The organism is Vibrio sp. SCSIO 43137, from assembly GCF_028201475.1.
GTDB lineage: Bacteria > Pseudomonadota > Gammaproteobacteria > Enterobacterales > Vibrionaceae > Vibrio.
This window is the reverse complement of sequence record NZ_CP116384.1, coordinates 646,074-670,288: the sequence shown is the minus strand read 5'-3', so window position 1 is coordinate 670,288 and position 24,215 is coordinate 646,074. Positions and strand designations below refer to the sequence as shown.

Genomic DNA, 24,215 nt, shown 5'->3' with positions numbered 1-24,215 from the left:
CCTAAAACCATAACTATTATGAGCAACGTATCTTTAAGACAGCTGCGGGTTTTCTTTACCATCACTCAGTACGGAACCCTGACAGAAGCTGCTGAACATCTGGCATTGTCAAAAGCTGCTGTCAGCATGGCACTAGCTGAGTTGGAGAAGCAGTTAGAGCATAAGCTGTTTGACAGGGTAAATAATCGCTTATTGCTTAATCAGGAGGGACGGACATTACTGCCCCTTGCTGAGGAGTTACTTGCCCGATCTAATGAACTTGATAGCCTGTTTTCCCAACAGTCTCAGTGGCATAGTGCGCTAAAATTAGGCGCAAGTGAAACGGTAGGAAACCAATTAGTACCGAAATTACTTGGTGAGTTGTTTCAAGGTTCAAAACAGAAAATGCACCAGTTACTCATTTCTAACAGTGCCACTATCTGCGATATGTTACTGGACTACCAACTGGATTTAGCGCTTATTGAAGGTAAAACCGCCCACCCTGACTTGATTGCAGAACCGTTTTGTGGCGACGAAATGTGCTTTATCGTTCCGGCTAATCATCCTCTGGCCGATCAACAGCAGATCCAATTACTGCAACTTGATAACCATCAGTGGATTTTACGCGAACCGGGGTCAGGAACAAGGGAGTACTTTATCCATAATGTAGCTGCCGAACTCACTCACTGGCAGGAGGTGATGGAGTTAAACAGCACAGAAGCCATTATCAACTCAGTCTCGGCCGGACTCGGTATCGCCTGCCTTTCGGTTCTGGCTGTCGACTCTGCTGTAAAAGATGGCCGGGTAAAAATGTTACGTATAGAACATCCATTAACAAGAGATTTTTATCTGTTGCTGCATAAGGATAAATACCAGAGCCCTGCACTGAAAAAGTTTATTCGTCTCTGTCGTGAATGGTGCTGTAAGCAAGGCGAATAAAAGAGGAAACTCACTTCTCCGGACTATTGTTGCTATGCTGCAACAGTTATTGAACTAAATCGATATATATCATCAATCATCATTTGCCTAATATAGACGTATCGCAACAGGGGCTGCATTTAAAATGCCGATATGTTGCTTAACTGATTAATCTATTGGAGATAATGATGAAAAAACTGATTGTTGTTACTGGCGCAAGTTCTGGTATTGGTGAAGCGATTGCACGTCGTCTTAGCGATGAAGGTCACCCGCTTCTGCTGTTAGCCCGTCGTATTGACCGCCTTGAAGCACTTAATCTGCCAAACACTCTATGTGAGAAAGTAGATGTCACTGACAAAGCATCATTTGTTTCCGCTATTGAAAAAGCAGAGCAGCAGTTTGGTGCCGTAGACTGTATCGTTAACAACGCAGGCGCAATGCTGCTGGGTTCTCTGGATACTCAGGACGCTTCTGAGTGGAAAACCATGTTTGACGTTAACGTTATCGGCCTGATGAACGGTATGCAGGCAGTACTTTCACCAATGATCGAGCGCAAATCCGGTACTATCATCAACGTAAGCTCAATCGCAGGCAGAAAAACATTCCCTAGCCACGCGGCTTACTGCGGTACTAAGTTCGCTGTACATGCTATTTCTGAAAACGTTCGTGAAGAAGTTGCTGACGCTAACGTACGTGTAACCACAATTGCCCCGGGTGCTGTAGAAACAGAACTACTTTCTCACACTACTTCTACTGAAATCAAAGATGGCTATGAAGACTGGAAAGAGAGCATGGGTGGAGCACTGGTTGCTGATGATATCGCACGCGCTGTATCTTACGCATATCAACAGCCTCAAGGCGTATGTGTACGTGAAATCGTAATTGCTGCAACTCGTCAGCAACCTTAATCCCCTCAAGGCACTTATTCCCACGGTCTCCGTGGGAATACATACTCAGATCAAAATACCTGATTAACTTGCTTCTTCATACTAAAGGTCTGCATTCCCTCACTAATAGCATAAGAACGATGCATTGCTGAAACCTGCGAGCAGCCTCCCCTCAAGGCACTTATTCCCACGGTCTCCATGGGAATACATACTCAGATCAAAATACCTGATTAACTTGCTTCTTCATACTAAAGGTCGGCATTCCTCCACTAATAGCATAAGAACGATACAGTGCATTCAATCTACCAAAACACCTTTTAAAATCATTAACTAATCACTATGATTTGGTTCATAGTGTTAATAACTACAATTAAGTTGGCATAGGAAATTGTTATGAAAGCTATCTATATTTTAGCTGCTGGCGTTCTGTTAAGCGGCGCTGCTAATGCTGAGCTGGGTGAAGCCGGGTTTAGCGGAGAAGTCAACCTGCTAACCGGTTTTAGCGGCAACAAAGATAACCTGAATACAGAAAACAAAACCAAATCAGGTACGCTCAACAGCGAAGCAGAATCAGATTCGAAATTTGTTATCGTACCGTTGGGACAGCTGCGATATACCTTTGGTCAGGAAAATGATCAGCAACTGTTTATTGGTACATCAAGAAATGACATTATCGAAGGAGTAATGACCCTGGAAGTGGGCTACGCCTTTGAGTTCGATAATGAATCCGTTCTCTCTGTTTCGACTCTTCCGACTATCGCCAGCGGTGACGTGTTCGAAGACCCTTATCTGGTTAATACAAAGCGTAAAAAAACTGACCTTACCGGTAACACATATCGTATTCAGTACGACAATATCATTGGTTCCGGCCTCAATGCAGAGCTTGCTTATTACACCCTTGATGTAGATAAAGAAAGTTCCGCAAGTACACTGTCAGCGGATGCTCAAAAAGCGATGCAAAGGGATGGTAAAGGTATTTATACCAACATTAATATGAGGCTTCCTATTGCTAAAACCGCATTTATCAAGCCTTCCATCTTCTACCATAGCTTTGATGCCGACGGTAAAGCGGTCTCATTTGATCAGTATGGTCTGTCGATGACCTATATCCGCATCGTTGAAACACATACTTTTGCATTAAGGGGAGAGTACTCCGGCAAGAAGTTTGATGCTTCCAATCCTGTGTTTAACAAGACCCAGAAAGACAACAACTTTGGGGTAAATTTCAGCTATGAATACACTGATATTCCGGGGTGGGAAAACTGGGGGCTAAATGCTCTGTTAGGCTACAACAAAACCGAGTCTAACATTACCTTCTACGACAAGCATGACTATATTGCCGGTGTCGGAGTAACTTACCTGTTCTAAGTCTATTGAAACCTGAACCCTTGTCATAAGGGTTCAGGCTTTTATTCTATTTTTTACACGGCAGGGCTCTTACTGCTTACCTGCCAGCGATTCAAAATGCTGCTTAAGAGTGATCTCGCCATATCTGGGTGCAATCATATCGCCCGACATCACCGTCAGAAAAAACTCTGCCGGACCACCCCACTTCTCAGGTAGTTTTTTCATCACAGCAAGAGACAGCTTTCTAACCCAATCGGGTAAAGAAAGAGTCGATACCGGCTTATTCTGAGCGTGAAATGCCAGTTCAGCGATCTCTTTGCCGGACAAAATATCCGGCCCGCCTATATCCAGTTGGGTGTCGTTACTATCAATGGATTCGATACAGAAACGAGCCAGATCCTGACCATGAATCGGGTTGAGTTTCACCCTGCCATGATCGAACAGATAAGCTCTGCCGGAACTAGCCATACGGTAAACCTCTTCCAGATCGGAATAGAAACCATTGGGGCGGATAACACAAGGCATCAGCTTGTCTGAGCGCAGCAGTTGTTCAGCAAACTTCTCTTTAGCTGCCAGCAAACGTACCTGCTTATATTCGTTAGCTTTAAAAGCCGATATATAAATAAATTTTTTCACTCCGGCGCGCTCTGCTTCCCGCAATAGGTTGAGGTTAGCCTGATAGTCTACATCCATATATGCCATACCATCCTGCTGGCGGGTAATGCCCAGTACTGAAATTACAATGTCTACTCCGTCGCAACAGCCCGACAGTGAGTCCGGTTCAGTGACCTGAGCCAAGGTAATTTTCTGCTCCTGAACGCCCATGGACCTGAGTTTCTCAGGGTTACGTGCAAGAGCAGTAAAATCAGCCTTACTGCTGATCAGTTCAGAAACAATATGGCGCCCCAGATAGCCGGTAGAACCCGCGACCAGAATTTTACAACTAGTATTCATTTATGCTTCTCCCCAATTGCGACAGTGGATAGAAAGTAACGGGTGCGTTCAGAGACATGGCAACGGAGCTCTGTCTCATTCAAAACACATTTTCCCGTGACTTTACACTGGTCATAGAATCCACTTCGCCACAGATGAAAAAGAACATCAGCCAGTTGCTGTGAATTAAAAAAATCGCTGGAGAGCTTCTCTCTTTCCAGTAACTCAGACAGCAAGTCCAATGCTTTAACAGGCCCGTTTTGATACAACTCTGATTTGATACTGGAAAACTCTACTCCCCCAGCAAGAATGGCATTATCAAAAGCAATGATTCTGGGCTGAGATATAACACTCATAAGCTCTGTACCGTAATCCGTTAGTCTCTTCTCAAAGTCAAAGTTAATGTTGCTTTCATCAGAGTCATAACTGCTGATAAGGGAAAACAGTGGTTGAACTTCATTCACCACATACTGGTTCACAAGCCCTTTCAGGCTGCCAAATCTCCGGTAGAGTGTCGCTTTAGAGATACCAGCCAAACGGGCAATTCCCTCCATAGACAAGGAGGCAACACCCTCCGACAGCAGAATCTCATCAACGGAATCGAAAATCTTTTTCGTTTTTTTCTTATCTACCGGTCTTCCTGCCGGTAAGTTACTGTTCCCTGTCATTCACAACCTCTAATCAACATCAGCTGTACTTATCCTAGCCAAATTATTTATGATACGCAATCGTATCATTTATCTATTTCTAAAGTTGTAGGACGTAAAAAACCGGCATGTTCTGAAACTCAGTGGGGAACTGAGTGACAAATCATGCCGGTAAAAACTAGAGACTAATTTGAATACTACTGAGCGATTTTTCAGGGTTTATTTCTAAGCCGACGCGCCTATTCTCACTCCCTGCCCTGTTACTGTCTGAATCAGAGATGATCCAAACGCTTTATCAACACGGGTTCTTAATTGATAAAGCTGAACCTTAAGGTTATCGCTGTCCGGTGCACCTTCAGGCCAGATCTCATCTTCTATTTCATGGCGGGTGATAATAGAAGGGCTTTTTCGCATCAGCAGTTCCAGCAGCTTGAGGTTTGTTGGCGTAAGCTTCACCGCTTTACCACTGCGGATCACCTGTTTGGTATCAATATGCAGCTCAAGATCGGCTACTCTCAGTTTCTTAACCTGTCCGCTTCTGCGTGCTGAAAGGGCTTTGGTTCGTAGCTCCAACTCTTTCATAGCGAACGGTTTAACCAGATAGTCATCGGTTCCTGCGTGGAATGCTGTCTCTTTACTGTCAATGTCTTCTCTGTCAGAGAGCATAAGAACCGGTATGTCGACCCCGTCACCGCGCAAAGTCCGGCACAGCTCAATGCCGTTAAGGGTCTGGCAGTCCAGATCAATCACTATCGCGCTATACTGCTCTTTTTTCGCCAGATTGAGCGCCGTTTTACTGCGACAGGCATAGTCACAACAGATATTAGCCGCAGCAAGGTTATCGTCTACAGACAGTGCAAAGTCATTTGCCGCAGATACAAAAAGTATATTGATTTCTCTTGAGTTCATATCAATCTCTCTACAATGTCTAAGTTGAAATAAATGTGTTGAATCTATTGGTTAGTCAACGCTAATTGACAATATGGTTAGTCTGACAGAAATGCTGATTGGGTTGGGTAAGGCTATGTAAGCTGAAAAAGGTAGGATGTAAGCAAATGTAAGGGGGCTTCAAATAAGACAAACTGAGGGATAGTATTAATAGGCAAGCTGATGTTAAATCGTCTATTCATGTATGACGAGCGGCGCTATTAAATTTCGAGGCAGTTATGAGCAAAAAACAGATTTTGATAGTAGAAGATGATGTCGAAATCTCCCGTCTGACAGATATGTATCTTCAGGCTGAAGGCTACGATACTTTAACCGCCTACGATGGGGCACAGGCTCTGGCCAGTATCAGAGAACAAGATCCTGATCTTGTGATTCTCGATCTAATGCTGCCGGAAGTTGATGGTGTTGAAGTTTGTAAACGGTGCCGTGAGTTCTACCATGGTCCGATACTGGTGATGACAGCCCGCGATGATGATATCAGCGAGATTAGCCTGCTCAAGCTTGGAGCTGATGACTACCTGACTAAGCCTATCCGCCCTCACATTATGATCGCCAGAATTGAGGCGCTATTGCGCCGGGTGAATACATCTGCGCCTGCTCACCATACGGATCATTTACAGGTCGGTGATATAGAGATCGACAGCCGCTCTAAACAAGTGACCTTTAAAGGAGAGCCCGTTGAACTGGCAACAGCGGAATATGACATGCTTTACATTCTGGCAAAAAACGCCGGACAACCTGTAAGCCGTGAAGATTGCTGTCAGTCGTTACGGGGAATTAACTACGATTTTAACGACCGTTCAGTCGATATGCGTATCTCCGGGTTACGAAAAAAACTTGGTGACGCAAAATCGCCATACAAGCTAATACTCACTATACGTAATAAAGGATATATGCTGGTTAATGGCTAAACTTATCCCACCAACATTTTTACGCATATACGTCGGCATGATCATAGCCGTTGTGGCGACCGTTTTTGTTACTGTCTTTGCCGTCTCCTTCTATCTTGAAAACGATGAAATTCACTTTTTCTTAAAAGACACTGACTATATTTACCACGAAGTTAACACAGAGTTGCTCGCCGGTAACATGACTCCCGCTAAACTCTTTGCCGGTGAAACTCTATATCGATACGGCTATAAACTGGACTGGAAAGCCGGCACAGATACTGAAAACCTGTGTCCCGGTTGTGATTACATTTCCAAATATGGAAACGCAGAGCTCTTCTGGGAACTTCCTGCCGATAATTTATTAGCCATATACACTATCAAGCAGTTTTCAGGCTCCCTTGCCATAGGGCTCCCCCTGCCTTATGTGCCGGACGTGATTATAACGGATGAAGATATAGGGCTGTTTGAAGACCCTGAAATTGCAGCCACCTTCGGGCTGTTAATTATTGTGTTAGTCGTGATCGGCTGCGTACTTTATTACCCAGCTTTTAAACTACAAAAGCAGATCGAGCAGCTAAACAATACCTACAAGGCCTTTGGTCAGGGCAAGTTATCTACCAGAGCAAACGAGAAAATCCCTCAGCCTGTTAAGCAGCTTGCGGTTAACTTTAACCGTATGGCTGAAGAGATCTCAGATACGGTTAAAGAGAGCCAGATATTTGCTCAGGCCGTTCCCCATGAAATGCGTACCCCGTTGAGCCGGGTGCAACTGGCCACCGGCTTGTTACGGCGTAAGTGTGATGATCCGTTGCAGCAAGAGTTATTAACTAACATTGATACTTATGTTGATGACCTAAACTCCCTTACCTCACAGGTAGTCGCTTACTCCAAACTTAACTCAGTTGAACATGAAGAGACTGAGCAACAAAAAGAAGCGATTCAGTTGGCTGAATTTGTCAGCTGCAGAAGCAAGCTGCTGTACGCAGAGTCGGATATTAATATCACCATTAACTGCGATGACTCCGCCATTATCCAGTGTTATCCGGTTCATATAAGGCTGTTGCTGGATAACCTGCTGAAAAATGCCATGACCTATGCCAGTCAGCAAGTTGCCGTTAATGTGAGCCAGCATAAAAATAGTATTAGCCTTAGCGTAGAAGATGACGGTCCCGGCATTCCTGAAGACAAATACCAGACCATCTTTATTCCTTTTTCCCGTCTGGATAAGAGCCGTAACCAGAAAACCGGCGGGCTTGGTCTGGGCTTGGCCATCGCCCGCAATGCTGCACGTAAAATTAATGCAGAGCTGTTGGTCGGACGTTCTGAACAACTGAGTGGCGCTCGGTTCACTGTTTTAATTAGCCCTGAAGGGAAAGTTACTCACTAGCAACTTTCCTCTAAAACCTGACAATCCTATTCTGTGAACAGCAAAAAGCCTGCCGTATGGCAGGCTTGCTATCAATATTTCGCGTCAGCAATGGAAACTAGAGAAGCGACTTAATACCGTAATCAGAACCGTAGTTCTCCACCACAAAATCGATATCTTTATCACCACGTCCGGACAGGTTAATCAGCACACTCCCCTTAACACCCTGTTTTGCGAGTTTAAAGGCATAAGCAACCGCATGAGATGACTCAATTGCAGGAATAATGCCTTCCAGACGGGAAAGCTCAAAGAAGGCATCAATAGCTTCCTGATCATTCACCGTACCGTAAGCAACGCGTCCGGCATCCTTCAGATAACTGTGCTGAGGCCCTACAGACGGATAGTCCAGACCACTGGCCACTGAGTAAACTTCCTGTGGTTCACCGGCACTGTCTTTCAGCATATAAGATTTAAAGCCGTGCATCACACCCGGTTCACCAAGAGTCAGCGTAGCAGCATGTTCGCCTTCTTCCTCCAGCGTATGGCCCGCAGGCTCAACACCATGAATAGCAACGGCTTCATCTTCAAGGAAAGCACTGAACAAGCCCATCGCATTTGAACCGCCGCCCACACAAGCCACCAGATTATCAGGCAGTTGACCTGTCATTTCCTGAAACTGGACACGGGCTTCGTTGCCGATAATAGACTGGAAGTCCCTTACCATCATAGGGAACGGGTGCGGACCTACAACCGAACCAATAGCGTATAGCTGAGTAACAGGATCTTTCAGGTAAGCTTCAAAAGCTGCATCAACGGCTTCTTTCAATGTTTTGCGGCCATGAGACACGGGAATAACATTGGCACCAAGAATACGCATACGTACAACGTTGGGGTGCTCTTTAGCGATATCCACTTCACCCATATAAATATCACACTCAAGCCCCACCAATGCCGCTGCGGTTGCCAATGCGACACCATGCTGACCCGCACCGGTTTCAGCAATTAGCTTTTTCTTACCCATTTTTTTACCAAGCAGAGCTTCACCCAGGCAGTGGTTAATTTTATGGGCACCGGTATGGTTTAGATCTTCACGCTTCAGATAGATATCCACACCGTACTTTTCAGACAAGTTCTGCGCATGGAAGATAGGACTTGGACGACCAACAAAATGTTTATACAGACGTGCTAACTCAGCTTTGAATTCCGGATCTTTGCGGCAACTGTCATAAGCCTCGGTAATGTCTTTCATAATGGTTTCCAGCTCCGGCGGGATAAAACTTCCGCCATATTCACCAAAATAACCGTCACTGTTAGGCATTGCATGTTCAAAACTGTTTTTCATTACCGGATTCCTTCTAGGCTAAATACTGAGGCTGACTCTTATTCGTTATTTATTCACCAGATTTATGATCTAGCGAACTAGTACACTAGATCGCAGTTTAATTAGCTAATTGTTCAGTGTCAATGAAAGACAGTGCATAAATGAAAAATATTTTAGATGTTAACTATCTAATGGCTGAGCAGCACAGGCTCAGGTGCCACAAAATGTACGGTAACTCCGGTCGCCATCAGGCGGAAGGTCTTGATAAAGAATGGTTTCCACCAGAGGCTTGTAGGGAGAACGAAGCACATATAGAAAATCTTCAGCCGGCTGATAATTGTCGTTGTCCTGACACTCACTCAATACCTTTTCCACATGATGGTTTCTTGGAATAACCACAGGGTTGCTTCTTTGCATAAGATCAATAGCATCTCCTTGCCGGGTGTTATGGACACGTTTTTTCCATTTGCGAAACCAGCCGTCGAGGGGTTTTTCCAGATTATGATCAACGGCTCCACGGGCAACGCTCATTAACTGAATAAAGGTATCGGTATAATCCAATTGCTGTTTTTGCATTTGAGACAATAGCTTATCGATAAATTGATTATCATCCTGCTCACGGTTAACCAGGCCAAGTTTACCGGCCATCATGGTGTAGTAGGCATTTTGATATTTCTCCCCATACTCTATAACCAGAGGCTCAAGCAGTGCCAGTGCCTCATCCTCGGTTCCTTCGATCAACGGCAATAAGGTTTCAGCTAGTCTGGCCAGATTCCACTGAGCGATCACAGGCTGATTACCGTAAGCGTATCTGCCCTGTTCATCAATAGAGCTATAAACTGTCAAAGGATCGTAGACACCCATCATGGCGCACGGTCCATAATCTATCGTCTCTCCGGAGATGGTCATATTGTCGGTATTCATCACACCATGGATAAAGCCAACCCGCATCCAGCCGACAATGGTTTCAATTTGTCTGTCAATCACCAACTGCAGAAAACAGGCAACACGCTCATTTTCTGTCAGGGTAGGATCAAAATCGATCTCCGGATAGTGGCGGCTGATAGAGTAACTCAACAGCTTTCTAAGTGAAGTAACGTCATTGCGTGCGGCAAAATACTGAAATGTTCCTACACGGATATGGCTGCTGGCAACTCTGCTGACAACGGCTCCCGGCACACCAATTCCACGATAAAGAGTCTCTCCCGTTGTCACCACAGACAAACTCCGGGTAGTAGCAATACCCAGAGCATGCATGGCTTCGCTCATAATAAACTCACGCGCAGCCGGTTTCACTGCACAGCGCCCATCTCCCCTGCGGGAAAAGCGGGTCTGACCCGATCCTTTTAACTGTAAGTCATAAACATTGTCATTAAGGTCGTATATCTCACCAAGCAAGTGCGCCCTGCCGTCACCAAGTTGAGGGCTAAAACCGCCAAACTGATGGCCTGCATAAGCCTGAGCGATAGGAATGGATTCTGGGATAAGTTGATTTCCGCTTAGATAGTTTGCGGCATTGGCAATAAAACTATCTGGCAGCAAAAATTCACCGGCAAGTTTCTTATTCCATAACACCAAATGAGGATGCTCGATATGCGTTGGACGAATCTCCTGATAAAATTCACGTCCAAGTTCCCTATACGAGTTGGTTAGTTTCAACAGCAAGTACTCCGGTAAAGGTATTTTAGCGACTTCTCTTTTACTGAAGCACAGAATGCTAATTTTGACAATCGTCACATGGACAGGTTCGCTTAAAACGGTATCATCAGGGTCAGTATCAGAATCAGGGGCTCAAATATGCGACTAACCAACTACCATACTCATTGCCACTATTGTGACGGTAAAGGTACGCCGGAAGAGGTTGTAAACAAAGCTGTCGAGCTTGGCTACGAAGCTATCGGGTTCAGTTCTCATGCCCCGCTGCCCTTCGCCAATGATTATTCGATGCAGGAACAAGATCTGCCCGCCTACCTTGACGCTGTCAACAAGCAGAAATCGCGACACAATATAGAGGTTTATCTCGGGCTGGAAATTGACTTTCTTGAAGGCTACCTGCAACCGGCTGACAGCAGGTGGAAAACCCTTGGATTAGACTATGTCATCGGCTCTGTGCACGGCGTTATGTTCTCAGACGAAAAGCAGGACATGATGTGCGTTGACGGACTGGACGACGATATGGACTTCCTTCTTAATGATATTTATCAGGGCAACGGCCGTCGTCTGGTGGAAGATTATTATCAGAAAGTATCAGCCCTCTGTCAGGCAGGCGGTTTCGATATTCTAGGCCATTACGATCTGGTAAAAAAGCATAACCTGCGCCTTAACTTCTTTGATGAATCGGAAAGCTGGTATCGCGATATTGCAATTTCAACCCTTGATGATGTCGCTAAAAGCGGTGTGATTATGGAGGTGAACTTCGGCGGCATTCTGCGTGGTTCAACGAAAGATGTTTATCCTCCACTCTGGCTAATGAAACAAGCCAATAGACGAAACATTCCAATGCAGATTAATGCAGACGCCCATGCACCGCACCACTTGGGTGTTCATCAGGAGCATTGCCGCGATCTTATGCTACAAGCCGGATACAAAAGCCAGAGAGTGCTTCTGAATAACCGCTGGCAGGATATCGGGCTGGAGTAGCCTTACTCTGCGCTAATAACCCCACACCAGTGATGTTGCTCTCCGAGTCTTCGCAGGGCAACAAGCTCTTGCTCCGTTTCGGCTGTCAGCCATGAGATGATTTGATCCACTTCCGGCGACTGAGTTCTGCGGTGAAAAAAGTACTTCCATGCACTGTAGTGGATGGGTGCACCCGACGGACAGATCAAAAACTCACGCTCAAGCTCAGGCAAAATCAACAGCAAATCTGTTACTGTTGCCCCTTGCCCGGCCGCACAGGCACTTAACGCCAGATCAAGAGAGTAAAACGTGGTGTCTGAAGTGCGATAAGTATCCTGAATGCCCATATTACCCAGCCAGTTTTTCCAGTCGTGATGATCCGTTGTCGGATGAAGCCTTGGCAGAGCGACGATCTCCTCCAGCGACATACGCTTTTCAGACATATTGGAAGAATACACCGGCGCCATATATTCATCCCGCAAGAAATAGATATCCGCCTGATTATGATAGCGACTGCCTACCCGACTATTAAAGATCAGCAGGTCATATTCATCACTACGAATGCTCTGCTCTTCATCCATGGTTGGAATAATCACAATCTCCGTATCGGGAAACTTAGCATTCAACACCTGCATCTTTGGGATCAGGCTACGAATGGCGTAGCTTAACGCCGACTTAATCACAATCTTCTTTTTTTCCGGCTTATTCCATGAATGAAAAAGAGATTCGAGGGAGTGAAAGCTCTTGTTGAGAAGTGCATACAACTCCTGACCAGCTAGTGTCAGTTCGATGGCTCTGTGTTTGCGCACAATCAACTGAACATTCAGCTCATCTTCCAGCTGTTTAACCTGCCGGCTTACAGCGCTCTGGGTAACGTGTAGCTCATCAGCGGCATGGGTAAAGCTGAGCAGACGGGCTACAGATTCAAACACTTTCAGGGCGTTATGAGAGTTAGGTAAATTGGGAAATGGCGTCATAATTATTCGCATGAGTTTATGTAATGTCAGAATCGCATATTTATCAATTGAAGAACAGCCCCTGAAAGCCTATTTTTACCCCATATAGCAATGAGGTACTTATGAAAAAGATTTTAACACTGGCATTCCCGCTAATCATATCGCAACTGATCGCAATGGCACTGGTTCTGACTGACGTCTGGATGATGTCGCGATTAAGTATTGCTGATCTGGCAGCGGGTGGCCTTGGTGCTTCAATCTACTCATTTGTGTTTATTGTTGCCGGCAGCACGGTAGGTTGCTGCGCTAACCTGATTGCGATCGCTTACGGCCAGAGCCTTTCTCGTCCTGAATACGGTCAAAGCCAAATTCGTGCAGCAGTAAAAGGGGCTGTATTACTGTCGTTTATTCTGACTCTGATCCTTACCGCCAGTTTTAGCTACGCTCCCCTTATACTGGAGAGAGCACAGCAGTCACCGCAAGTAATAGAGATCGCTATGCGCTACCTCGACACCCTGAAATGGGCAATGCTGCCAACTTTGCTTCTGCTGGTGGTGCGCGGGCTGACCAGTGCGCTGGGCAATACCCGTTCAGTGATGGTTATGTCGGTGATTACGGTACTGCTTAACATTCCTTTGAGTTATCTGCTCGCCTTCAGCCTGAACTGGGGCATTGCAGGGCTGGGAGCCGGTACTGCTATTGCAACACTGGTGGTTTTAATCGGTTACTCATTCTGGGTGTTCCGCCATCATACCTATATCAGCTATGCTCCGTGGAAACAGCTTGATGAGTACTCTTTTAAACTGCTTAAACCACTATTGGCGATGGGATTACCCATTGCCCTTGCTGCGCTGCTGGAACACGGCCTGATTTACGGCGGAACATTAATGGCCGGCATGATAAGCGTTTCCGCTCTGGCGCTTCATCAAATACTACTGCAGTGCCTTAGCTTTACATGGAACATCAACTTCGGCTTTTCACAGGCGGCAGCCATTCTGGTCGGGCAGGATTTCGGCGCCGGTAATCCGGAAGGCATTAAGCAAACTTCCCTTAAGAGCTTTGTGTTGGTCACCATCGCCAGCCTGATTCTGGCGGCCGTATTTATTATCTGGCCGAACGCCATTGCCGATCTGTTCCAATTGGATAGCGCTGGTGGCAGCGACAGTCAACAAGGTATGAGCGAGATATTATCCGGCGTGCTCTGGGTTGTGGCTCTTTGCTTTGCTGTAGATGCATGGCAGTTGCTGGCCATCAACCTGCTGCGCGGAATGAAAATTGTAGTAGCCCCAACCGTTGTCACCGCCATTGGCTACTGGTTGTTCGGCCTGCCTGCTGCGTGGTGGTTATTAGATAAGTATCAATTGGCCGGAATCTGGGGTGGTATAGGTGTCGGGCTTGGTGTAACGGGCGTGCTACTTCTTGTTCAGCTTAAGCATGCTATTGCAAAAGAAGAAGGACGACATTCATTAATTCCCCGCCACTATGCAGCAGATTAATTGCTTATGTTAAAAAAGTAATGACCAAACTGGGGCTGGTCATTACTTTCTATTAACAATTGTAATAAGATGTTCTGGTTTTCCGCACTACGCAACCGCAATAATGAGTAAAGAATGAAGAACAAAAGCCAACGCCCCTTATATATCCCCTACGCCGGTCCTGTCCTACTTGAATCACCACTACTAAACAAAGGCGGTGCCTTTACACAAGAAGAACGAACTCAGTTTAACCTGCAAGGCTTACTGCCTGAAGCGATTGAGAGTATTGAAGAGCAGGTCGACAGAGCCTATCACCAGTACCAGAACTTTGAATCAGATATGGATAAACATATCTACCTGAGAAACATTCAGGATACCAACGAAACCCTGTTCTACCGTCTGGTGCAAAACCATATTTCAGAGATGATGCCAATCATCTACACCCCAACTGTTGGTGCTGCCTGTGAGAACTTCTCCAGCATTTACCGGCGTGCACGCGGCCTGATTATCTCTTATCCGAACCGTCATAAAATCGATGAAATCCTCAATAATGCTTCACGTAATAACATCAAAATCATCGTTGTAACAGACGGCGAACGAATTCTTGGCCTTGGCGATCAGGGCATTGGCGGCATGGGTATCCCGATTGGTAAGCTGTCACTCTATACCGCTTGTGGTGGTATCAGCCCGGCTTATACATTGCCTATCGTTCTTGATGTGGGCACTAATAACCCACAACGTTTATCTGACCCGATGTATATGGGCTGGCGTCATCCGCGTATCAGCAAGCAGGATTACGATGAGTTTGTGGATGAGTTTATTCAGGCAGTGAAGAACCGCTGGCCGGAAACCCTTATTCAGTTTGAAGATTTTGCTCAGAAGAACGCCATGCCTTTGCTTGAGCGTTATAAAGACAAAGTGTGCTGCTTTAATGACGATATTCAGGGCACCGCTGCCGTTACGGTTGGTTCCCTGCTTGCCGCCTGTAAAGCGGCCAAGTCTAAACTAAGTGAACAGCGCGTTGCCTTCCTTGGTGCCGGTTCTGCCGGTTGCGGCATTGCCGAGGCGATTATTGCCCAGATGGTTTCAGAAGGGATAAGCGATAAACAAGCGCGCTCACAGGTATTTATGGTTGATCGTTGGGGTCTGCTGGCTGACGATATGCCTAACCTGCTCGACTTCCAGAAAAAGTTGGTTCAGAAGCGCAGTGTGCTGAATAAATGGGAAAAAGAAGGCAGTGACGTTTCCCTGCTGGAAGTAATTAAGAACGGTAAGCCGACAGTGCTGATCGGCGTATCCGGCGCTCCCGGTTTGTTTAGTGAAGATGTGGTTACGGAAATGCACAAGCATTGCAAACGTCCGATTATTTTCCCGCTCTCTAACCCGACCAGCCGCGTAGAGGCGCTACCGGAAGATATCCTGCGCTGGACAAATGGTGAAGCACTGGTTGCTACCGGCAGCCCGTTCGATCCTGTTGTGCTTGGTGACAAGACCTTCCCCATTGCCCAGTGTAATAACAGCTACATCTTCCCGGGCATTGGTCTGGGCGTATTAGCTGCAAGAGCAAAAAGAGTTACCGATGAGATGTTGATGGAGTCCAGCCGGGCACTGGCTGAGTGTTCGCCACTGGCGAAGAAAGGTCACGGCCCGTTACTGCCACCGCTGGAAGATATCCGCGAAGTCTCCTGCAAAATCGCCTTTGCGGTTGCTAAGAAAGCGATGGAGCAAGGTAAGGCTTCTAAATCGACTGACGAACGCCTGAAAGAGAAGATTGAAGAGAACTTCTGGAACCCGGAGTATCGCGAGTACCGCCGCTCAGCTTTCTAATTTCGAATATCAATCTTGATAGATTGCCGGTACCCGGTTATCAAGGGTGCCGGCAATTAATTGTTCGCTGACTTCTAAACTGTTAAGCGTTCAAAGATAGTTGTCCTGTCTCACTCCCTACTCAACACCCGCTATTTATCTTCGGCTTTTTGTTGTTCTAGTAGCTGTTCTAGCCGCTCTTTTTCCCGCTCTTTGTTGCGTTCAGACATCTCTTTGTTTCTTTTCGCCTGTTCTTTACGCCGCTCAGCAGCTTGTTTTCTTAACTCTCTTTCCTTTTTGAGCGCTTGCTTTTTAGCCTCTATCTCTTTTTTCCTTCTCTCTTTTTCAAACTCTTTTGCGCGTTTGCGCTTTTCTATCTTCGCCTCTTGCTGTGCTTTCAGGCGCTCTTTACAGGCATCGTCTTTGTTTTCACACTCGATACCAACCTTCAAACCAATCCCATTTTGCATATCTTCAGAGGAGGGTTTGCCCTTTCCTGCCCATGAAGGTTTCTCAGCTGCAACACTGGCAGAAACGATTAGTAGTAATAGAGGAAATAACTTGATCATTTTGCGCTCCAGTTTCGGATACCGAATCATGGCTCGGCCTTATCAACAAAGCTACAAGTGGCGGCTATTTCTTATCTGATTGCAACAACTCTAATAATAAACACCGCCCGCTTCACCTATAACAAAGACTAGAGTACGAAGAATTAACAGGCAAAAGGCCCAGCGGGTATATAGTTACAAATAACCAAATATGAGAATCATTTTCTGTCTGATCCCATTACTCATCAGTACTCACAATATCCGAAACGTGTCGGATAGATTCCCTTGCTGACTGACTAACACCTGAAAGCTGGAAGAAGCCATGAATAACACCGGAATATCTCTTGCACTGTACATTCACACCGCAATCCAATAGCTTTCTGTATAGTTGCTCCCCTTCATCCAGCAGTGGATCAAACTCAGCCGTTAAAATATGTGTTTCCGGCAGAGCGGAAAGGTCATCGCGGAATAGAGGGCTGGCTTCAGGGTGTCTGCGCGGTAAATCTCCAAGGTATAGTTCAAATCCAGTGGTCAGGGTATCGCGGGTAATAATAAAGTATTCGCCGTTGGTGGCGTAACTTTCTGAAGATGCGGTGGCATCCAGCATGGGGTAAATAAGCACCTGTTTCGCAGGCAGCCAACTACCCTGTTCAGCAAGGCGCAAACTGGTCACCAAGGTGATATGTCCTCCGGCACTGTCACCGGCAAGGGTTATGTTTTTCGGGTTTCCACCCCAGTTTTTACAGTGTTTATAAATCACCTGAGCCGCATGGAAAGCATCATCGTGAGCTGCCGGATAAGTAAATTCCGGTGCCAGCCGGTACTTAACAGCAACAACAATGGCTCCGGACAAGTTCGCAAGCTTTCTTAGCTGCTGCTCATGGGTCTCGAACCCGCCACTGACAAAGCAACCGCCATGATAATAAATCACCACAGGCACATCTGTTTTGTCCGACGGTTTAAATACCTTTAAAACGGCACCTTCAATTTCGGTTTCGAACACCTCAGAAACAGGCTCCTGTTCACCGGCAAGCTGAACACTGTTTATGTAACCCTGCCGACGTTCAGAAATGGTTTGATCTTTTACTGACGGACAACCTGCTTCAATAAACTCTTCTACAAGCTGGCGGATACCTTGTTCCAATTGGTGATGACTCATATTTGCACTTCCGGACAGATAAATAAGCTACCAATAGGTAGCCGGATGGCGCGCATAATACAGAAAAAGGCAACAACTGTATAGATATACAGTTATTGCCTTCTATTGATATTTCTTTAATCTGATGCGGTTATTCAATGATAAAACATCACTGAATACAAACCTTACTTAACCTGCTGCGCCTGAAATCGCCTCTTTTGGCGCTTTTGCCGATCGTTCCTGACTTAACAGCACGCCGAAGAAGATAATCCCGATGGCTAGCCATTGCGTTGTCACCAGACGCTCATCCAGCAACACCATAGAGAACAGCAAGGTAAAAGCCGGAAGTAGATTAATGTAGCCAGCCGAAGTCGATGCTTTGATATAGGATAGCGAGTAGTTATACAATCCGTACCCGCCCAAAGAGACAACCAAACCTAAATAGATAATGCAGGCAATGGCGTTGACAGAAATATCCGTCGGCCAGCCTGAAGCCATCGCCAGCGGGAAAAAGAACACCGTACCAATATAGCTTTGAATTGCCGTCAGGAAGAACGCCGAATAACGCTGTGTCAACTTCTTGATCAGCATGGTGTAACCCACCGCCATCACCATAGCGCCAAATTCCAGCAAGTTCCCTAACACCGGATTAGGAGCCTGCTCACTCTCTGTTCCGCTCAAGGTCATCCAGACCACACCAATCACCGCCATAAAAAGCCCGGTCCACTGACGTGGCGTATTACGTTCTTTTAAGAAAAAGTAAGCGGCAACAGCCACCATCAAAGGCAGCATAGCGGTAACCATACCAGCCTGACCGGCACTGGTGTAACGTATTGCCTGCGCTTCGAAGATAAAATAGAGGCAAGGTTCAAACAGCGCCATACCCGCTAACAGCTTCCAGTCTCCTGCCTGATAGTTAATGCCTTTACGAATCAAAGGCCAGAAGGCAAGGAATGCCACTGAACCCACCGCCATTCGCAAAAAGACCACCACCATAGGCTCCACTTCTCCAATAGCAACTTTCAGGGCGATAAAGGAGGTCGACCAGACAATAACGGCAGTCAACACCGCCATATGAGCTTTTAATAACTCTCGATTCATAGTGGTTCTCAGATGATTAAAGCGCGGATAAACGACAGGTAACGCTTGAACATAATTGGTGATTAGATATGCATCACTTTTTATTCTTAACTGCCGGTTATGTCAAGATCTCATTTCGGCAGATAGCGGTATTCCATCTGCTTCGCGGTTAACTCCGCTAACGCTTTGCTGTGCAATTCAGATACCAGAAACAGGCTCATATCGATACCGGCAGAGATGCCGCCGGAGGTAACATATTTTCCGTCACAGACCCAACGCTCTTTTTCTACAACCCTTAACTGCGGAAAAGAGTGCATAAGATCCGGAATATCTTCCCAATGCGTGGTTACCTTTAATCCATCCAGCAAACCTGCCTTAGCAAGCAGAAAAGCGCCTGTGCATACAGAAGCGACTTTTGTAGTTTGCGATCCGGTATTTTTAATCCACTCAATCACACCGGGCTTATCTAGCTCATCAGTATGTACACCGCCTACCACGATTAGCACATCAAGCTCAGGGTGATTATCGATGGAATAGTGCGGCGTCACCATAAAGCCGCCCCGTGCACGTACCGGCTCTAACCGCTCCGCTATCAGAAAAACATTCCAGCTATCAGCTTGCAACCGCTTAGCTGTGCTAAACACCTCGAAAGGGCCTGAAAAGTCGAGCACTTCCGCTTCATCATAAATGTATATCCCTATGTTCATTGTCTATTCCTATCTACTAACATCCGGTTGCCAGGTCTACAACTTCATAACTCAACACTTCCCACTCACGACTCGTTGCCATGCTTTGCGTGGCAATGATTACGGAAACTTATATATTCTGACCTTAACTAGCTATTATCACTTCAGGTATGTATTCCCACGGAGACCGTGGGAACAAGTTCATCAGTCCGGAGTGTGATATTTGGTATAAGAAATCCCCAGCAGCATCAGTATTACCAACATAATAAATGTTTCGTTAACCACTTCACCGGCAAATCTGGCGCCAATGTAAATGGCAACTACCGGAAAAATAACAAACACATAAGATAATATCGTCGGGTTAATTCTCTTAAGCAAATAAAAATATGCAAGAAATCCCGCCACAGATGCGATTAAACCGAGGTACAGCAGGCCAAAAACACTTTGCTGGCTAAAGCTTTCCACGTTCCAGTCTTCGACAAAATAACCCAAGATAGTCATTCCGATACCTGCAATGCCAACGGGAAGAGTGTTAAAAGTCAGAACGTTTATCCCCTGCCCATGCTTTTTCGTTAACACGTAACACAACCCATGTAACGCCGCTGCGCAAGCTACAGCTATAACGCCTGTATAGCTGGTAAATCCGATACTTATGCCTTGGTTTAGAATAATAAAAAATAAAGAGGTAAAGCCAACTAATATACCGGCAACCTGCCTGCTATTGCATCTCTCATCATTAAACAGAGCGGAGAAAATAATAATAAATATTGGCATGGTGCTAAATAATAGCGATATAAGCCCGGAACTCACTTGAGTTGATGCAAAGCCGATTAAAAAATAGGGAATAGAAAAGTAAACAAGGGTAATAAACCAGAAGAATGTAGTCTTTCCTTCCGGATAAAATATGGGTACTTTCATCACCCTTGCTATCAGAAGAAAGAAAGGAAATGCAATCACAAATCTAAGCCCTGATGCGGTTAGAGGCGGGATTGATAAGGTGGCGTACTTGATGCCAATCCAAGTAGTGCCCCAACAGAGGCACACTATTGAGTAAAGAATAAAATAAATTAAATACTTTTTTTCTATTAATTTAAAAATAGATCTCTGATGAAATTTATTTACTGATTTTTCTGACATTTGCTGTAACCTAGCGTAATTGTAATTAAGAATTTCAGCATGTATATCCCATCAGGAATAATGCTTAGACAGCACTCAGTAGATTTATTTAAGAGGTTTTGGTCAAGATGAAAAATGATATAGTATCAATTTTAATCAAAGAGCTATCTTCTACATTTGACCCAAAATACAGAGCAATCTATAAATGTCTTGCACGTTTAATTACAGAAAATATATTAATCAAAGGAAGTCAGTTACCACCTCACCGACAACTGGCTGACAAGATAAATGTGACAAGTGTCACCGTATCCAGAGCCTATAAAGAGCTGGAAAGAGAGGGACTGGTTATAGGCATCATAGGTAAAGGTACTTATGTTAACGGTGATAAACTAGTCAATAGTAATCAGGACAAGTTCCAGAATTACCATCCCACTCCGTCGGCAATTGATCTCTCCAAGAGTTCAAGCATACATACACCAGAAATACTCTCGTCGATATCTAAAGTCAGAGATGAGGTAAAGCTGACGAATCTGCTTGATGACTATTTAGGAGAGTATGGCCCAGAGCTAGGTTTTACTGAACACAAACAGTCAGGACTGAACTGGTTGCTACATTGCGGAATCAAAGGAAACGTAGGTCAAATAGCGTGTACCAATGGAGCCCAACACGCTCTGCTATGCAGCCTGTTAATGACGACCAACCCCGGTGATACCATAGTTGCCGATGAGTTCACCTATCCCGGACTGATTCAGCTTTGTAAACAGTTAGGCAGGAAACTGGTCGGCATCGCCTCTGATGAGTCCGGAATGAACCCCGGTGAACTGAGCGATTTCTGCAGTTGCAACTCTAGCTCTGCCATCTACCTCTGTCCTCAGATTCATAATCCGACTGGTTTGATAATGCCGCAGTCACGCAGAATGGAACTTGTTGAAGTATGCAGGGAGTACAACTTGTTTATCATCGAAGATAGCGTGTTCAGCGTGTTGTCAGGCGCAGAACAACAGCCCATTCAGATGATGGCACCAGAAAGAACCATGTTGATCTCCAGCCTGAGTAAGATCTTTCTTCCCGGACTAAGAGTTGGATACCTCTACTTTCCCGAAGCTTTCAAGCAGAAAGCGACAGATGTACTGCGAGACAGCGGCTGGATGGCATCGCCGGTCAATCATCAGGTCGCTTCTGTATTTATTGATGGCGGGCAAGCTTTTGAGTTGCTTAGTATTCAGAAGAAGGAGATCTTAAGACGGAAAAAACTGGTCGAAAGCTATCTGGCAAACATTCAATACACGACAAGCAAATACTCTCCTCACTATTACCTTCAGCTGCCTGAACACAAAAAGGCATCTGCGGTGGTTGACGATCTGAAGCAAGCAGGCATATTTACCCTCACCTGTGCCTCTTTTTCAGTATCCAAGAAAAACAGAGACCGCTTTATTCGCGTCAGCATCAGTTGCCCGGGCGATGACGCAGAACTTGTGTTTGCTTTCGACAAATTAAAAGAGGCGATATTAGATTAATATCAGTTGGTCGATTCTTTTTATCCTTGCCATGCTGTTCATGACAATAAGTCGCATAAATTCAAAAAGCAGCGTACTAAGTTGGTTTCACATGGCAATATCAACGCGCACGTAGCCTGTCAGGTATACCACACGCACTTCGTCTCCGGCACTAAATGGCATTTGCGGATCAACATCCTGCAGCACCATTACCTGACTTCCATCTTCTAGATTGATCATCAGCTCAATTAATTTATATTGCTGAATACGTGTGGCGTCACCATGGTTACTGGCCGCAACACCACCAATGACAGCGCCGAGAATAGTGGCAATGTCCTGCCCTGAACCTTTACCAAATTGATGGCCGATAATACCGCCAGCGACAGCGCCACCAAAAGTTCTCCAACCGGCATTGCGCTCTTCAATCAGCTGTTTCTCAGTGAGATAACGAATCGACTCAACCTGCCCATAAACCACCTTTTCTACAGGAACCGCTTTATTCCGCTCATAGGCAAGCGCGGAATAACTTGTCATTAAAAGCAGCAGTGACATGAGTCCGCCGACAAACTTAGTTAAATTCGGGGTAAACGAATACATGGTTTACTTCCTCTGATCTTGCTTGGTATCTGTTAAGTATAACGGATCTGTAGTTGTCGGTTTTGGCGTTAGCCTAGCGTTTGACAACGGCCATTAACACTCATAAGGTATATTTCCAGCAAAGTGCACTTTCTTGGTGTTCTTTGATAAAGCTCTCTTTGTGCTTGCAATATAGCTCTATGTCGTTATCACAAACCAGAGCCCCTTCCCGCTTCAAGCTACCATACATCGAGGCGATATCAGGAAATTCAATCAAGTAATCCCGGAAAGCAATATGCCTTGTTACTTCTGCTGACCCTACAAGAAAAGCATGAACTTGATGGCTTCGTTGTACACCGCCTTTTTGGAAATAACGCCTGCCAGCAATGCCAAACTCGCCTTTTACTTCATACCCAAGGGTTTGCATTAAATAGTTATCTCGATCTAGCTGTTCCAGAGACTGTACTTCAATAAGAATATCGATAATGGGCTTTGCACACAGGTCTTTTACCGATGTGCTACCAATATGGTGAATTTCCACTACATTAGTTACATTCAAGGCAGATTGAAGAAGCTCTTTTTCCTTGTTGAACTCATCAACCCAAGAAGGCCTATAATCAACTACCTCTATTATCCTAGTACTCACCACTTCTCCTTAGGTTGCTTGGTAAGTTATAGAAAACCTGCTGTATAAACGTTTCACTCGCTAGTTTGCGAATAGATTCTATAGGAAACATGAGTCGACAGGCCAACTCCAATGTCATGAGAAACACGGCGTTACTCTTAAAAGCCTCTTAAGAACTATAGTGAGCTAAACAAAATAAGAGATCTGTCACTTTACATATTCGCAGCTTGAATCGTACTATTCCCACCATAAGGTAAGGAAATACTAAATTATCACTTACTGTCCATTACACAGTAATTGATCAAACACCCTAGTCTAAGGAATAAAGTGAAGAAAATTGTACAAAAATTGGTTCATTTGATGTGCGTCTTAGCATTTCTAAGCGGAACAGGTAGCGCCTTCGCCGAGTCTGAAGCCAGTTATCCGCAAGGGTGGGAACAGTGGCCGGTAGTAAAAGAATCCATGAACCTTCCTGCCGATACCGTTTTACCACCAGACACATCTCTGTTTATTCAAGAGTCTGTTCGCGCCTACGCATGGATAAATGAAGGTAAAGGTTCACCACTGACGATAAGAGTTAACCCGGAAAAACTTGAGCAGTACAAAACCCATGGCCCATATACAGACGGGCCGACCGTTGTCGCCGTTTCCGAAGTACAGGGAATCATCTGGGTAACCGAACATATAGAAGGAATGGCGTTATACGGCAGCTATGACAGGGAAGGCAACGACATCACATCCTTGCACCCGTCTCTGGAGCCGGGCTTTTGCGCCAACTGCCATATTACCTACAAAGATATCTGCATCAACGGCACTTGTACTGAACCAGTACTTGATACCTACAAGAACGAGTAACCA

Annotated in this window: 23 protein-coding genes; 10 read left to right on the top strand and 13 right to left on the bottom strand. The window is 45.5% G+C overall.

Annotated features, from left to right (window positions below; all coding sequences use genetic code 11):
- Positions 1 to 15 precede the first annotated feature (15 nt).
- The 3 genes from PK654_RS18860 to PK654_RS18850 all read left to right on the top strand — a co-directional run bounded on the left by PK654_RS18860 (position 16) and on the right by PK654_RS18850 (position 3,152).
- Positions 16 to 918 carry a LysR family transcriptional regulator gene (locus PK654_RS18860; RefSeq protein WP_271700722.1) on the top strand — a complete coding sequence of 301 codons (903 nt, stop codon included), beginning with the start codon at positions 16 to 18 and terminating at the stop codon, positions 916 to 918.
- Between the two features lie 167 nt (positions 919 to 1,085).
- Positions 1,086 to 1,805, top strand: coding sequence for an SDR family oxidoreductase (locus PK654_RS18855; RefSeq protein WP_271700615.1), 720 nt, complete (start codon positions 1,086 to 1,088; stop codon positions 1,803 to 1,805).
- 372 nt (positions 1,806 to 2,177) lie between these two features.
- Positions 2,178 to 3,152, top strand: coding sequence for a DUF2860 domain-containing protein (locus tag PK654_RS18850; protein WP_271700614.1), 975 nt, complete (start codon positions 2,178 to 2,180; stop codon positions 3,150 to 3,152).
- A gap of 69 nt (positions 3,153 to 3,221) precedes the next feature.
- Here PK654_RS18850 and PK654_RS18845 read toward each other — a convergent pair whose 3' ends face one another.
- From PK654_RS18845 to PK654_RS18835, 3 genes are all read right to left on the bottom strand, one after another.
- Complete coding sequence (locus PK654_RS18845) at positions 3,222 to 4,085, bottom strand: SDR family oxidoreductase (protein WP_271700613.1); 864 nt, start codon at positions 4,083 to 4,085, stop codon at positions 3,222 to 3,224.
- The gene (locus PK654_RS18840) at positions 4,082 to 4,732 is read right to left on the bottom strand and encodes a TetR/AcrR family transcriptional regulator (protein WP_271700612.1); all 651 of its coding nucleotides are present in this window, start codon (positions 4,730 to 4,732) and stop codon (positions 4,082 to 4,084) included. Before PK654_RS18840 ends, PK654_RS18845 begins: the two co-directional genes overlap by 4 nt.
- 204 nt (positions 4,733 to 4,936) lie before the next feature.
- Positions 4,937 to 5,620 carry a response regulator transcription factor gene (locus tag PK654_RS18835; RefSeq protein ID WP_271700611.1) on the bottom strand — a complete coding sequence of 228 codons (684 nt, stop codon included), beginning with the start codon at positions 5,618 to 5,620 and terminating at the stop codon, positions 4,937 to 4,939.
- Positions 5,621 to 5,877: 257 nt separating this feature from the next.
- Between PK654_RS18835 and PK654_RS18830 the strand changes: the two genes are divergently transcribed.
- Both PK654_RS18830 and PK654_RS18825 read left to right on the top strand, forming a co-directional pair.
- A complete protein-coding gene (locus tag PK654_RS18830) occupies positions 5,878 to 6,570 on the top strand; it encodes a response regulator transcription factor (RefSeq protein ID WP_271700610.1) in 693 nt (230 codons plus the stop codon).
- Positions 6,563 to 7,936, top strand: coding sequence for a sensor histidine kinase (locus PK654_RS18825; RefSeq protein WP_271700609.1), 1,374 nt, complete (start codon positions 6,563 to 6,565; stop codon positions 7,934 to 7,936). Before PK654_RS18830 ends, PK654_RS18825 begins: the two co-directional genes overlap by 8 nt.
- 97 nt (positions 7,937 to 8,033) lie before the next feature.
- Here PK654_RS18825 and trpB read toward each other — a convergent pair whose 3' ends face one another.
- Both trpB and PK654_RS18815 read right to left on the bottom strand, forming a co-directional pair.
- Positions 8,034 to 9,257, bottom strand: a complete 1,224-nt coding sequence (gene trpB / locus PK654_RS18820) for a tryptophan synthase subunit beta (protein ID WP_271700608.1) — start codon at positions 9,255 to 9,257, stop codon at positions 8,034 to 8,036.
- 189 nt (positions 9,258 to 9,446) lie between these two features.
- On the bottom strand, positions 9,447 to 10,895 hold the full coding sequence (locus tag PK654_RS18815) for a protein adenylyltransferase SelO (protein ID WP_271700607.1): 1,449 nt from the start codon (positions 10,893 to 10,895) through the stop codon (positions 9,447 to 9,449).
- Positions 10,896 to 11,033: 138 nt separating this feature from the next.
- On the opposite strand from PK654_RS18815, the gene PK654_RS18810 reads away from it, so the two are divergent.
- Complete coding sequence (locus tag PK654_RS18810; RefSeq protein ID WP_271700606.1) at positions 11,034 to 11,876, top strand: histidinol-phosphatase; 843 nt, start codon at positions 11,034 to 11,036, stop codon at positions 11,874 to 11,876.
- A 2-nt stretch (positions 11,877 to 11,878) separates the two neighbouring features.
- Here PK654_RS18810 and PK654_RS18805 read toward each other — a convergent pair whose 3' ends face one another.
- Positions 11,879 to 12,832 (bottom strand): LysR family transcriptional regulator, encoded by a 954-nt coding sequence (locus tag PK654_RS18805; protein ID WP_271700605.1) that lies wholly within the window; start codon positions 12,830 to 12,832, stop codon positions 11,879 to 11,881.
- Between the two features lie 101 nt (positions 12,833 to 12,933).
- Between PK654_RS18805 and PK654_RS18800 the strand changes: the two genes are divergently transcribed.
- Together PK654_RS18800 and PK654_RS18795 are read left to right on the top strand one after the other, a co-directional pair.
- Entirely contained in the window at positions 12,934 to 14,307 is a 1,374-nt protein-coding gene (locus PK654_RS18800) for an MATE family efflux transporter (protein WP_271700604.1), read from the top strand.
- 114 nt (positions 14,308 to 14,421) lie between these two features.
- Positions 14,422 to 16,113 carry an NAD-dependent malic enzyme gene (locus tag PK654_RS18795; protein WP_271700603.1) on the top strand — a complete coding sequence of 564 codons (1,692 nt, stop codon included), beginning with the start codon at positions 14,422 to 14,424 and terminating at the stop codon, positions 16,111 to 16,113.
- Between the two features lie 131 nt (positions 16,114 to 16,244).
- Here PK654_RS18795 and PK654_RS18790 read toward each other — a convergent pair whose 3' ends face one another.
- The 5 genes from PK654_RS18790 to PK654_RS18770 form a co-directional block, all read right to left on the bottom strand.
- A complete protein-coding gene (locus PK654_RS18790; protein WP_271700602.1) occupies positions 16,245 to 16,661 on the bottom strand; it encodes a hypothetical protein in 417 nt (138 codons plus the stop codon).
- Between the two features lie 217 nt (positions 16,662 to 16,878).
- Positions 16,879 to 17,799, bottom strand: coding sequence for an alpha/beta hydrolase (locus PK654_RS18785; protein ID WP_271700601.1), 921 nt, complete (start codon positions 17,797 to 17,799; stop codon positions 16,879 to 16,881).
- Positions 17,800 to 17,967: 168 nt separating this feature from the next.
- Entirely contained in the window at positions 17,968 to 18,879 is a 912-nt protein-coding gene (locus PK654_RS18780) for a DMT family transporter (protein WP_271700600.1), read from the bottom strand.
- A 110-nt stretch (positions 18,880 to 18,989) separates the two neighbouring features.
- Entirely contained in the window at positions 18,990 to 19,565 is a 576-nt protein-coding gene (locus tag PK654_RS18775) for a DJ-1/PfpI family protein (RefSeq protein ID WP_271700599.1), read from the bottom strand.
- Between the two features lie 183 nt (positions 19,566 to 19,748).
- Positions 19,749 to 20,681, bottom strand: a complete 933-nt coding sequence (locus PK654_RS18770) for a DMT family transporter (RefSeq protein WP_271700598.1) — start codon at positions 20,679 to 20,681, stop codon at positions 19,749 to 19,751.
- A gap of 107 nt (positions 20,682 to 20,788) precedes the next feature.
- On the opposite strand from PK654_RS18770, the gene PK654_RS18765 reads away from it, so the two are divergent.
- Complete coding sequence (locus PK654_RS18765) at positions 20,789 to 22,177, top strand: aminotransferase-like domain-containing protein (protein WP_271700597.1); 1,389 nt, start codon at positions 20,789 to 20,791, stop codon at positions 22,175 to 22,177.
- A gap of 87 nt (positions 22,178 to 22,264) precedes the next feature.
- On the opposite strand, the gene PK654_RS18760 is transcribed toward PK654_RS18765, so the two are convergent.
- The gene (locus tag PK654_RS18760) at positions 22,265 to 22,753 is read right to left on the bottom strand and encodes a glycine zipper 2TM domain-containing protein (protein ID WP_271700596.1); all 489 of its coding nucleotides are present in this window, start codon (positions 22,751 to 22,753) and stop codon (positions 22,265 to 22,267) included.
- Positions 22,754 to 22,853: 100 nt separating this feature from the next.
- Complete coding sequence (locus PK654_RS18755) at positions 22,854 to 23,378, bottom strand: GrpB family protein (protein WP_271700595.1); 525 nt, start codon at positions 23,376 to 23,378, stop codon at positions 22,854 to 22,856.
- Positions 23,379 to 23,717: 339 nt separating this feature from the next.
- Here PK654_RS18755 and PK654_RS18750 point away from each other — a divergent pair, with 339 nt between their 5' ends.
- Complete coding sequence (locus PK654_RS18750; protein ID WP_271700721.1) at positions 23,718 to 24,212, top strand: hypothetical protein; 495 nt, start codon at positions 23,718 to 23,720, stop codon at positions 24,210 to 24,212.
- Positions 24,213 to 24,215: the final 3 nt, after the last annotated feature.